This is a genomic window from Pseudomonas sp. PS02302, assembly GCF_029959585.1.
Lineage (GTDB): Bacteria > Pseudomonadota > Gammaproteobacteria > Pseudomonadales > Pseudomonadaceae > Chryseomonas > Chryseomonas aestiva.
On sequence record NZ_JASCON010000023.1, the window covers coordinates 15,502 to 27,762 of the forward strand.

Below are 12,261 nucleotides of genomic sequence, written 5' to 3' on the forward strand. Positions count from 1 at the left end.
AAAAGCTAGCGCAGAATGAAATCACAACATTAAAACGGGATGACTCTTCGAGATGTCATCCCGTTTTTTTGCACCCTGCGTTTGCCCGCCAAGGCTTGATTTTCGGAGGTCTTCTTGACTAAGCCAGCCATACTCGCACTTGCCGATGGCAGCATCTTTCGCGGTGAATCCATCGGTGCCGACGGCCACACGGTCGGCGAAGTGGTGTTCAACACCGCCATGACCGGCTACCAGGAAATCCTGACCGATCCTTCCTATGCGAAGCAGATCGTCACCCTGACCTATCCGCACATCGGCAACACCGGCACCACGCCGCAGGATGGCGAGGCCGCCCAGGTCTGGGCAGCCGGGCTGATCATCCGTGACCTGCCGCTGCTGGCCAGCAACTGGCGCAACAAGCAGTCGCTGCCGGACTATCTCAAGGAAAACGGCACCCTCGCCATCGCCGGCATCGACACCCGTCGACTGACCCGCATCCTCCGCGAGAAGGGCGCCCAGGATGGCTGCATCCTCACCGGCGAAGACGCCACCGAAGAGCGCGCCCTGGAACTGGCCCGCGCCTTCCCCGGCCTCAAGGGCATGGACCTGGCCAAGGAAGTCAGCGTCAAGCAGCGCTACGAGTGGCGTTCCAGCGTCTGGTCGCTGGAGACCGACAGCCACGCCGAGATCCCGGCCGAGCAACTGCCCTATCACGTGGTGGCCTTCGACTACGGCGTCAAGCTGAACATCCTGCGCATGCTGGTGGCCCGCGGCTGCCGCATCACCGTGCTGCCGGCCCAGACTCCGGCCAGCGAAGCCCTGGCGCTGCAGCCCGACGGTATCTTCCTGGCCAACGGTCCGGGCGATCCCGAGCCCTGCGACTACGCCATCAAGGCGATCCAGGACGTCCTGGAGACCGAGATCCCGGTGTTCGGCATCTGCCTGGGCCACCAGTTGCTGGCCCTGGCTTCCGGCGCCAAGACGGTGAAGATGCCCAACGGTCACCACGGCGCCAACCATCCGGTGCAGGATCTCGACAGCGGCGTGGTGATGATCACCAGCCAGAACCACGGTTTTGCCGTGGACGAGGCCAGTCTGCCGGCCAATGTGCGGGCCACCCACAAGTCGCTGTTCGACGGCACCCTGCAGGGCATCGAACGGACCGACAAGGTCGCCTTCAGCTTCCAGGGTCACCCCGAGGCAAGCCCTGGTCCGCACGACGTGGCACCGCTGTTCGACAAGTTCATCCAGGCCATGGCGGCACGCCGCTAAGACGGAAGGAGGGTAAGGCTCATGCTGGCGAATCTGGGTGTCATCGACTTCTGGACCTACGTGGTCGGGACCCTGTTCGTCATCCTGCTGCCCGGCCCCAACTCCTTCTTCGTGCTCGCCACCAGTGCCCAGCGTGGTATCCGCAGCGGTTACCAGGCGGCTTCCGCGGTGTTCCTCGGCGACGCCGTGCTGATGCTGCTCTCCGCCCTGGGCGTCGCCTCGCTGCTCAAGGCCGAGCCACTGTTCTTCCAGATCCTCAAGTATCTGGGCGCGGCCTATCTGTTCTACCTCGGCTGGGGCATGTTGCGCGGCGGACTCAAGTCCTGGCGCAGCCCGGCCCAGGGCCAGGCCGAGGCGACCCTGCGTGAAGACGTCCACCAGCCGTTCCGCAAGGCCCTGCTGCTGAGTCTGTCGAACCCGAAGGCGATCCTGTTCTTCGTCTCCTTCTTCATCCAGTTCGTGGACCCCGGTTATGCCCATCCGGCGCTGTCCTTCCTGGTACTGGGCGCGGTCCTGGAAGCCATCAGCTTCTGCTACCTGTCATTCCTGATTTTCTGCGGCGTTCGCCTGGCGGCCTGGTTCCGTCAGCGGCGTCGCCTCAGCGCGGGCGCCACCGGTGGCGTCGGCGCCCTGTTCGTGGGGTTCGGTGTGAAGTTGGCCACCGCGACCCTGACCTGATTACCTGCATTCGAGAAGCCCATGCCTAAGCGTACAGACATCAAGAGCATCCTGATCCTCGGGGCCGGCCCCATCGTCATCGGCCAGGCCTGCGAATTCGACTATTCCGGCGCCCAGGCCTGCAAGGCCCTGCGCGAGGAAGGCTTCCGCGTCATCCTGGTGAACTCCAACCCGGCCACCATCATGACCGACCCGTCGATGGCCGACGCCACCTACATCGAGCCGATCAAGTGGGCCACCGTGGCCAAGATCATCGAGAAGGAGCGTCCCGACGCCCTGCTGCCGACCATGGGTGGCCAGACCGCGCTGAACTGCGCTCTCGATCTGGAACGCCATGGCGTGCTGGCGAAGTTCGGCGTCGAGATGATCGGCGCCAACGCCGACACCATCGACAAGGCCGAGGATCGCTCGCGCTTCGACCGGGCCATGAAGGACATCGGTCTGGCCTGTCCGGTCTCGGGCATCGCCCACAGCATGGAAGAGGCCTACGGCGTGCTGGAGAAGGTCGGCTTCCCCTGCATCATTCGGCCGTCCTTTACCATGGGCGGCACCGGTGGCGGCATCGCCTACAACCGGGAAGAATTCGAAGAGATCTGCAACCGCGGTCTGGACCTGTCGCCGACCAACGAACTGCTGATCGACGAATCCCTGATCGGCTGGAAGGAATACGAGATGGAGGTGGTCCGTGACAAGAAGGACAACTGCATCATCGTCTGCTCCATCGAGAACTTCGATCCCATGGGCGTGCACACCGGTGACTCCATCACCGTGGCGCCGGCCCAGACGCTGACCGACAAGGAATACCAGATCCTCCGTAACGCCTCCCTGGCGGTGCTGCGCGAGATCGGCGTCGAAACCGGCGGCTCCAACGTCCAGTTCGGCATCTGCCCGGACACCGGGCGCATGGTGGTGATCGAGATGAATCCGCGGGTATCGCGTTCCTCGGCGCTGGCCTCCAAGGCCACCGGCTTCCCCATCGCCAAGATCGCCGCCAAGCTGGCGGTCGGCTACACCCTGGACGAGCTGCAGAACGACATCACTGGCGGTCGTACCCCCGCGTCCTTCGAGCCGGCCATCGACTACGTGGTCACCAAGATCCCGCGCTTCGCCTTCGAGAAATTCCCCAAGGCCGATGCCCGTCTGACCACCCAGATGAAATCCGTGGGCGAGGTCATGTCCATCGGCCGTACCTTCCAGGAATCCCTGCAGAAAGCCCTGCGCGGTCTGGAAGTGGGCGTGGTCGGCTTCGATCCCAAGCTGGACCCGACCGATCCCGAGGCCGACAGTACCCTCAAGCGTGAGCTGACCGTGCCCGGTGCCGATCGCATCTGGTACATCGGCGATGCCTTCCGTCAGGGCTACAGCCTGGACAAGGTCTTCGAACTGACGCGCATCGATCCCTGGTTCCTGGTGCAGATCGAAGACCTGATCAAGGACGAGGAGCGCATCAAGACCCTGGGCCTGGCCGACCTCGACTACGACCTGATGCGCAAGCTCAAGCGCAAGGGCTTCTCCGATGCGCGCCTGGCCAAGCTGCTCGGCGTCACCGAGAAGAATCTGCGGGCCCATCGCCACAAGCTCAAGGTGCTGCCGGTGTACAAGCGGGTGGACACCTGCGCCGCCGAATTCGCCACCGACACCGCCTACCTCTACTCCACCTACGAGGAAGAGTGCGAGGCCAAGCCCAGCGGTCGCGACAAGATCATGATCCTCGGTGGTGGTCCCAACCGCATCGGTCAGGGCATCGAGTTCGACTACTGCTGCGTGCACGCGGCCCTGGCCATGCGTGAAGACGGCTACGAGACCATCATGGTCAACTGCAACCCGGAAACCGTCTCCACCGACTACGACACCTCCGATCGCCTGTTCTTCGAACCGGTGACCCTGGAAGACGTGCTGGAGATCGTTCGCGTCGAGCAGCCCAAGGGCGTGATCGTCCAGTACGGCGGCCAGACTCCGCTCAAGCTCTGCCGTGCCCTGGAAGAAGCCGGTGTGCCCATCATCGGCACCAGCCCCGACGCCATCGACCGCGCCGAAGACCGCGAGCGCTTCCAGCAGATGGTGCAGCGTCTGAATCTGCGTCAGCCGGCCAACGCCACCGCGCGCAGCGAAGACGAGGCCCTGGCCCTGTCCAAGAACATCGGTTATCCGATGGTGGTCCGCCCCTCCTATGTGCTGGGCGGCCGGGCGATGGAAATCGTCTACCAGGAAGAAGAGCTCAAGCGCTACATGCGCGAAGCTGTGAAGGTGTCCAACGACAGCCCCGTGCTGCTCGACCACTTCCTCAACTGCGCCATCGAGGTGGACGTGGATGCGGTGTGCGACGGCAAGACCGTGGTGATCGGTGCCATCATGCAGCACATCGAACAGGCCGGCGTGCACTCCGGCGACTCCGCCTGCTCGCTGCCGCCCTATTCGCTGCCCAAGCACATCCAGGACGAGATCCGCGAGCAGGTCAAGAAGATGGCCCTGGAACTCGGCGTGATCGGTCTGATGAACGTGCAGATGGCTGTGCAGGGCGAGGACATCTACGTCATCGAGGTCAACCCGCGCGCCTCCCGTACCGTGCCCTTCGTTTCCAAGTGCATCGGCGAGTCCCTGGCCAAGGTGGCTGCCCGCGTCATGGCTGGCAAGACCCTGGCCGAGGTGGGCTTCACCCAGGAAATCATCCCGCCGTTCTTCAGCGTCAAGGAAGCGGTGTTCCCCTTCAACAAGTTCCCCGGCGTCGATCCCATCCTCGGCCCGGAGATGAAGTCCACCGGCGAGGTGATGGGGGTCGGCGACAGCTTCGGCGAAGCCTTCGCTAAGGCCCAGCTGGGCGCCAACGAGATCCTGCCGAACTCCGGTTGCGCCTTCATCAGCGTGCGTGACGACGACAAGCCCGAAGCCGTGCAGGTCGCCCGCGATCTGGTCGGCCTCGGCTTCGAGGTCGTGGCCACCGCCGGTACCGCGCGGGTGATCGAGGCCGCCGGTCTGCCGGTGCGTCGCGTGAACAAGGTGACCGAAGGCCGTCCCCATGTGGTCGACATGATCAAGAACGACGAGGTCACTCTGATCATCAACACCACCGAAGGCCGGCAGTCCATCGCCGATTCCTATTCGATCCGCCGCAACGCGCTGCAGCACAAGCTCTGCTGCACCACCACCATTGCCGGCGGCCAGGCCATTTGCGAAGCTTTGAAATTCGGCGCCGAGAAGACCGTGCGCCGTCTGCAAGATCTGCATGCAGGAGTGAAGGCATGACCAAGTACCCGATGACCGTCCAGGGCGCTCGCGCCCTGGAAGACGAACTCAAGCATCTCAAGACCGAGCTGCGCCCGCAGATCACCCAGGCCATCGCCGAGGCGCGCGAGCTGGGTGACCTCAAGGAAAACGCCGAATACCATGCCGCCCGCGAGCAGCAGGGTATGGTCGAGGCGCGTATCCGCGATATCGAAGGTCGCCTGCAGAACGCTCAGGTGATCGACGTGGCCGCCTTGCCGCACACTGGCAAGGTGATCTTCGGCACCACCGTGGAGATCGCCAACACCGAGACCGACGAGACGGTGACCTACCAGATCGTTGGTGACGACGAGGCGGATATCAAGCAGAGCAAGCTGTCGGTGGGTTCGCCCATCGCGCGCGCGCTGATCGGCAAGGAAGAAGGGGACGTGGTGGTGGTGAAGACCCCGGGTGGCAATGTCGAATACGAAATTGTCGCCGTCCGTCACGTCTGACCACCGCACCGGCGGCTGGCTCGCCAGGCTGCTCGCCGCCGCCTGGCAGCTGGCCCAGGTGTTCTGGGTCGGTCCGCTGGTCGCGCTGCACCTGTGCATACCCGTGGCGCTGGCCCAGGCGGGCTGGGCGCCGCTGCTGATCCAGTCCGGGCGCGAGGAATTGCTGCGCATGATGCTCAGCGCCGCAGGCGGTGGGGTCTTTACCCAGATCGTGGTGCTGGTGTGGTGGGCAGGTGTGGGGGCCTTGTGGCGTGACCTGCGCGGTCAGTTGCTGCTGGCCAGTGCGGTGGCGGTGCTGCTGCAGAACGAACTGGCGCGCTTCTGGACCGGGCCGACCGCCCTGGCCGGCTACCTGGTCCTACTGCTCTGCGGATTGATCCTGGTGCTGCAGCCCGTTCCCGGGCGCGCGCCGGGCAATCAGGCGGTATAGCGCACCACGTTGGACAGATTGCGATTCTGCTCGCGGGCCTTGCGATAGATAAGCGCCATCTTGCCGATCACCTGCACCAGCTCCGCCTTGCTCGACGCGCACAGCTCGTCGATCAGAGCCCGGCGGTCATCACGCTCGGTGACGGCCAGCTTGATCTTGATCAGTTCGTGATCGTTCAGCGCACGGTCGAGTTCACCCAGCACGCCTTCGCTCAGGCCGTTCTCGCTGATGGTGACCACCGGCTTGAGTTGATGACCGATCGCCTTGAACCGCTTTTTAAGCTCGTTGTTGAGCGCCATAATTCACCCCGGATAAAAGCCGAACAGTTTATCCCAGCTGCCCGGTGCCGCCCAGCGACACGCGACAACTTGACGGTAGCTCCGACGGAACCAGCCTCACCGGTTCAAGGAACACTGCGCCGAGCGCAGCGTCAAGGCACTGGAAAGGAGGGTTGTAGTGGAGGGCTGGCGGCGGGAGCGAGCCAGTAGGGTGATCTGCCTTGGCAGTTCGCTGGACCGGATGCCAGGCCCCCGCTGGGAGGCCTTGTTATTTCCGTCTCGGCCCCCATATGAGCGAGCGGAGTACGGCGAGCCGATCCCGGCTCTCCGTGTCGCGGGACCAGATCGCGCCAGCAATAGCTATTGGGTCGCGGTTTTAGGGGCAATTGAGAGAATTGATGGCCGCAACGTCTGCCTTGCCCTAGAGTCAAAGGCAGAAGACTCATATAGCGTTACAGACGATGTCTGCCGTGGGCCAGGCTTTGTGTAGTAACTTACCGGTCACTGCCGGTTTCGCTTCGAACGGTTTACCCACGAAACCGGCGCAGAGGGTAGTCAATTGAACGACATGGCAAAGAATCTGATCCTGTGGCTGATCATCGCCGCGGTGCTCGTCACCGTGATGAACAACTTCTCCAGCCCCAACGAACCCCAGACGCTCAACTACTCCGACTTCATCCAGCAGGTGAAGGACGGGCAGATCGAGAGCGTGACCGTGGATGGCTATGTCATCACCGGCAAGCATCGTGACGGCGACCCCTTCAAGACCATCCGTCCGGCGATCCAGGACAATGGCCTGATCGGCGATCTGGTCAACAACAGCGTCACCGTCACCGGCAAGCAGCCCGAGCAGCAGAGCATCTGGACTCAGCTGCTGGTGGCCAGCTTCCCGATCCTGGTGATCATCGCGGTCTTCATGTTCTTCATGCGCCAGATGCAGGGAGGCGCTGGTGGTCGCGGCGGCCCCATGAGCTTTGGCAAGAGCAAGGCGCGGCTATTGTCGGAAGACCAGGTCAAGACCACCTTTGCCGACGTCGCCGGGTGCGACGAAGCCAAGGAAGAAGTCACCGAGCTGGTCGAATTCCTGCGTGATCCGGGCAAGTTTCAGCGCCTCGGCGGGCGTATTCCCCGCGGTGTGCTGATGGTCGGTTCGCCGGGTACCGGCAAGACGCTGCTGGCCAAGGCCGTGGCGGGCGAGGCCAAGGTGCCGTTCTTCACCATTTCCGGCTCGGACTTCGTCGAGATGTTCGTCGGTGTCGGCGCCAGCCGTGTCCGCGACATGTTCGACCAGGCCAAGAAGCATGCCCCCTGCATCATCTTCATCGACGAGATCGATGCGGTCGGTCGCCATCGTGGCAATGGCATGGGCGGTGGTCATGACGAGCGCGAGCAGACCCTGAACCAGCTGCTGGTCGAGATGGACGGCTTCGAAATGAATGATGGCATCATCGTCATCGCCGCTACCAACCGTCCTGACGTACTGGACCCGGCACTGCTGCGTCCCGGTCGTTTCGATCGTCAGGTTGTGGTCGGTCTGCCGGACATCCGGGGTCGTGAGCAGATCCTCAAGGTGCACATGCGCAAGGTGCCGATTGGCGAGCGCGTCGACGCTGGCGTCATCGCGCGGGGTACCCCGGGTTTCTCCGGTGCCGACCTCGCCAACCTGGTCAATGAAGCTTCCCTGTTCGCCGCTCGTTCCAACAAGCGCACCGTTGACATGCGCGAGTTCGAGCTGGCCAAGGACAAGATCATGATGGGCGCCGAGCGCAAAACCATGGTCATGTCCGAGAAGGAGAAGCGCAACACTGCCTATCACGAAGCGGGCCATGCCATCGTCGGCCGCCTGGTGCCCGAGCACGATCCGGTCTACAAGGTCTCCATCATTCCCCGTGGGCGGGCCCTGGGCGTGACCATGTTCCTGCCCGAGGAAGATCGCTACAGCCTGTCCAAGCGGGCGCTGGAAAGCCAGATCTGTTCGCTGTTCGGCGGCCGTATCGCCGAAGAGATGACTCTGGGCTTCGAAGGCGTGACCACGGGCGCCTCCAACGACATCATGCGTGCGACCTCTCTGGCGCGAAACATGGTGACCAAGTGGGGCCTGTCCGAGAAGCTTGGTCCGCTGCTGTATGGCGAGGAAGAGAACGAAGGCTACCTCGGTCGTTCCGGTGGTGGTGGCGCCGGCAACATGTCGGGCGAGACCGCCAAGCTGATCGATCTGGAGATTCGCCGGATCATCGACGACTGCTATAACACCGCCAAGCGGCTGCTGGACGAGAATCGCGACAAGCTCGAACTCATGTCCGATGCCCTGATGAAGTACGAGACCATCGATTCGGACCAGATCGACGACATCATGGCGGGCAAGGTTCCGCGTGAGCCGCGCGACTGGCATGACCGGGGCGGTCCCACCGGTGATTCACCGGCACCGCAAAGCGGCAGCGATCGCCCTGAAACACCCATCGGTGGTCCGGCCGGAGAACACTGAAACACCCATGTTCAATCCGTTTCCTTTGACCCGATTGCCTTGCGGCAATCGGGTTCTTGTTTTTGACACGCCCAAAGTCATGGGCATCCTCAACGTCACGCCCGATTCCTTCTCCGACGGCGGTCGCTACACGGCGGTCGATAGCGCGCTGCGCCATGCCGCGGGAATGGTAGCGGCCGGTGCGACCATCATCGATGTGGGCGGAGAGTCAACGCGGCCGGGGGCGCCAGCGGTGTCCGAGGCGGAAGAACTCGATCGCGTCGTGCCGGTGATCGAGGTGCTCGCCCGCGAGCTGGATGTCGTCCTTTCCCTGGATACCTCCACCCCGGCCGTCATGCGTGAGGGTGCCAGGGCGGGAGCCGGTCTGATCAATGACGTCCGCTCGCTGCGTCGGCCTGGCGCCCTCGAAGCTGCCGCCGCAACCGATCTGGCGGTCTGCCTGATGCACATGCGGGGCGAGCCCGGCACCATGCAGCAGGCGCCGGTCTATGCCGACGTCGCAGACGAGGTGGGTGCCTTTCTCGCCGAGCAAATTGCCCGTTGTGAAGCGGCCGGGATCTCCCGTGGGCGGTTGGTGCTGGATCCGGGCTATGGCTTTGCCAAGACCCTGGAGCACAACCTCGAGCTGTTCAGGCGACAAACCGAGTTGCTCGCCTTTGGGCTACCCTTGCTGGTGGGCGTTTCCCGCAAGAGCATGATCGGCGCGGTTACCGGGCGACCTGTAGAGGGGCGCCTCGCGGGCGGTCTGGCCCTGGCGGCGCTGGCGCTGGCCAAGGGTGCGCAGATCCTCAGGGTCCATGATGTGGCGGAAACGGTGGACGTGGTGAAGATGATCACCGCGGTCGAAGGCTTCAGGCAGGAACAGAACTGATGGCAAGAAAGTATTTTGGAACCGATGGTATTCGCGGCAAGGTCGGGACGTATCCCATCACCCCCGAGTTCATGCTCAAGCTGGGCTGGGCGGCGGGTATCGCCTTTCGCAGTCGCGGCGGTTGTCGAGTGCTGGTGGGCAAGGACACCCGCAACTCCGGCTACATGTTCGAATCGGCACTGGAAGCGGGTCTTTCCGCCGCGGGTGCCGACGTCATGCTGCTGGGTCCCATGCCGACGCCCGGTATCGCCTATCTGACGCGGACCTTCCAGGCCAGTGCCGGCATCGTCATCAGTGCTTCGCACAATCCCTACTACGACAATGGCATCAAGTTCTTTTCCGGCGCCGGCACCAAGCTGCCCGATGAACTGGAAACCATGATCGAGGAGCTGCTCGACACGCCCATGACCGTGGTCGATTCGGCGCGTATCGGCAAGGTCTCGCGCATCAACGATGCCGCGGGTCGTTACATCGAATTCTGCAAGAGCAGCGTGCCGACCGGGACCAGTTTCGCCGGCATGAAGATCGTGCTGGACTGCGCCAATGGCGCCACCTACAAGATCGCACCCAGCGTTTTCCGTGAGCTCGGGGCGGACGTCAGTGTGCTCGGGGTGCAGCCGGACGGTCTCAATATCAACAAGGATTGCGGTTCCACCCATCTGGAGGGGCTGCAGCAGGCGGTGCTCGACCAGCACGCCGACATCGGCATCGCCTTCGATGGCGACGGTGATCGGGTGCTGATGGTGGATCACACCGGGGCGGCAGTGGATGGCGATGAGCTGCTCTATCTGATCGCCCGCGATCTCAAGCGCCGTGGCCGCCTCGAGGGTGGGGTGGTCGGTACCCTGATGAGCAACCTCGGTCTCGAGCTGGGGCTGGCCGAACTGGATATTCCCTTCGTGCGCGCCAAGGTAGGCGATCGCTATGTGATGGCCGAACTGCTGGAGCGCAACTGGGTGCTGGGCGGCGAGAATTCCGGGCACGTGGTCTGCTGCCAGTACACCACCACCGGCGATGCGACCATCGCCGCGCTGCAGGTGCTCATCGCCCTGCGCAATGCCGGCCAGACCCTGGCCCAGGCGCGCATGGCGCTGCGCAAATGCCCTCAGGTGCTGATCAATGTGCGCTTCGGCGGTGGCCAGGATCCGCTGGAGAATCCGCGGGTCAAGCAGGCCAGCGCCGAGGTGACCGAGAAGATGGCCGGCAAGGGACGGGTACTGCTGCGCAAATCCGGTACCGAGCCGCTGCTGCGCGTCATGGTCGAGGGCGAGAACGAGCGCGAGGTGCGCGCCCATGCCGAGACCCTCGCCGAGCTGATAAGCGAGGTATGTGCTTGATTTGCTTGCATGCCGGTTTTCGATTGAGTAACATCTGCGCCCACTTCGCTCCCTGAGGTAAAACGCATGCGTCGTTCCCTGGTTGCCGGTAACTGGAAAATGCATGGCTCGCTGCAAGGCGTGTCGGCGCTGGTCGCAGGCTTGAAAGGGTTGGATGGCGCAGCGGATGTCGATGTCGTGGTGATTCCGACATTTGTGCATTTGCCGGGGGTGGCTGAAGCGCTGGCGGCAACGTCGCTGATGGTGGGGGCTCAGACTTGTGCCTCCGTCGCGGGCGAGAAGGCTCTGACTGGCGAGGTGTCCTCGACCCAGTTGGCAGAATTCGGTTGCCGTTACGTACTGGTGGGGCACTCCGAGCGGCGTGCGCTGCTGGGCGAGGATGATGCGGTGGTGGCGAAGAAATTCGCGGCCATTCAGGAGGGTGGGATGATTCCCGTGCTCTGCGTCGGCGAAACCCGTGAAGAGCGGGAGGCTGAGCGCACTTTGGACGTGGTAGGTGGCCAGCTGAAAGCGGTCATCGAGGCGGTTGGAGTGGCAGCTTTTGCCAATGCCGTGGTGGCCTACGAGCCGGTCTGGGCGATAGGTACGGGGCTCACGGCAACGCCGGAGCAGGCGCAAGAGGTTCATGCGGCGATTCGTGCCCTGGTGCGCGACGCCGATGCTGAGGTCGCTGAAGGCCTTCAGCTGTTGTATGGCGGCAGTGTCAAGGCTGCCAGTGCTGCCGAGTTGTTCGGCATGCCGGATATTGATGGGGGGCTGGTGGGTGGAGCCTCCCTGAATGCTGAAGAGTTCAGTGCGATTTGCCGCGCTGCAGGACGTGGATAATGTTGGAAACTGCAGTAGTTGTGATCCACTTGCTGATGGCGCTTGGCCTGATCGTGCTGGTATTGATGCAGCAGGGCAAGGGTGCCGAAGCCGGTGCATCCTTTGGTGCGGGCGCCTCGGGTACCGTGTTTGGTAGTCAAGGTTCTGCTACCTTTCTGAGTCGTTTTACTGCTATACTAGCCGCGGTTTTTTTCGCGACTAGTCTGGGTCTGGGGTATTACGCCAAAGACCGTGCGCTGGGTCTGCGTGAGGTGGGTTTGCCCACTCAGCCAGTCCAGCAGGCTCCTCAGCCGAAGCAGGATGGTAACGATGTTCCTCTGAGCCAGCCACGCGCTGCCCAGGGTGGTACTTCCGGGGGCGTACCCCAGGATTCCAAGTAGGTTTAAAAGG

Annotated in this window: 11 protein-coding genes; 10 read left to right on the forward strand and 1 reads right to left on the reverse strand. The window is 63.3% G+C overall.

From position 1 onward, the window contains the following. Positions 1-114: 114 nt before the first annotated feature. Genes carA through QMX82_RS10095 form a run of 5 tightly spaced genes read left to right on the forward strand, consistent with a single transcriptional unit; the run spans position 115 to position 6,075 of the window. A complete protein-coding gene (gene carA / locus QMX82_RS10075) occupies positions 115-1,251 on the forward strand; it encodes a glutamine-hydrolyzing carbamoyl-phosphate synthase small subunit (protein ID WP_282282926.1) in 1,137 nt (378 codons plus the stop codon). Positions 1,252-1,272: 21 nt separating this feature from the next. After that, entirely contained in the window at positions 1,273-1,929 is a 657-nt protein-coding gene (gene leuE, locus QMX82_RS10080; protein WP_007162660.1) for a leucine efflux protein LeuE, read from the forward strand. A gap of 21 nt (positions 1,930-1,950) precedes the next feature. Further along, complete coding sequence (gene carB / locus QMX82_RS10085) at positions 1,951-5,172, forward strand: carbamoyl-phosphate synthase large subunit (protein WP_282282928.1); 3,222 nt, start codon at positions 1,951-1,953, stop codon at positions 5,170-5,172. Beyond that, complete coding sequence (gene greA / locus QMX82_RS10090) at positions 5,169-5,645, forward strand: transcription elongation factor GreA (protein WP_133863037.1); 477 nt, start codon at positions 5,169-5,171, stop codon at positions 5,643-5,645. Before carB ends, greA begins: the two co-directional genes overlap by 4 nt. Further along, entirely contained in the window at positions 5,623-6,075 is a 453-nt protein-coding gene (locus tag QMX82_RS10095; protein ID WP_208693682.1) for a hypothetical protein, read from the forward strand. The genes greA and QMX82_RS10095 overlap by 23 nt, the downstream gene beginning before the upstream one ends. Here the strand turns inward: QMX82_RS10095 and QMX82_RS10100 are convergent. Then, a complete protein-coding gene (locus QMX82_RS10100) occupies positions 6,063-6,374 on the reverse strand; it encodes a YhbY family RNA-binding protein (RefSeq protein ID WP_133863039.1) in 312 nt (103 codons plus the stop codon). The genes QMX82_RS10095 and QMX82_RS10100 overlap by 13 nt on opposite strands. Before the next feature lie 547 nt (positions 6,375-6,921). Between QMX82_RS10100 and ftsH the strand changes: the two genes are divergently transcribed. From ftsH to secG, 5 genes are all read left to right on the forward strand, one after another. Continuing rightward, positions 6,922-8,838 (forward strand): ATP-dependent zinc metalloprotease FtsH, encoded by a 1,917-nt coding sequence (gene ftsH, locus QMX82_RS10105; protein WP_208693684.1) that lies wholly within the window; start codon positions 6,922-6,924, stop codon positions 8,836-8,838. A gap of 7 nt (positions 8,839-8,845) precedes the next feature. Beyond that, positions 8,846-9,709 carry a dihydropteroate synthase gene (gene folP / locus QMX82_RS10110; protein WP_282282935.1) on the forward strand — a complete coding sequence of 288 codons (864 nt, stop codon included), beginning with the start codon at positions 8,846-8,848 and terminating at the stop codon, positions 9,707-9,709. Then, a complete protein-coding gene (gene glmM / locus QMX82_RS10115; protein ID WP_208693686.1) occupies positions 9,709-11,046 on the forward strand; it encodes a phosphoglucosamine mutase in 1,338 nt (445 codons plus the stop codon). Before folP ends, glmM begins: the two co-directional genes overlap by 1 nt. A gap of 66 nt (positions 11,047-11,112) precedes the next feature. Further along, positions 11,113-11,871 carry a triose-phosphate isomerase gene (gene tpiA, locus QMX82_RS10120; protein ID WP_208693687.1) on the forward strand — a complete coding sequence of 253 codons (759 nt, stop codon included), beginning with the start codon at positions 11,113-11,115 and terminating at the stop codon, positions 11,869-11,871. Then, on the forward strand, positions 11,871-12,251 hold the full coding sequence (secG, locus tag QMX82_RS10125) for a preprotein translocase subunit SecG (RefSeq protein ID WP_282282939.1): 381 nt from the start codon (positions 11,871-11,873) through the stop codon (positions 12,249-12,251). Before tpiA ends, secG begins: the two co-directional genes overlap by 1 nt. Positions 12,252-12,261 lie beyond the last annotated feature (10 nt).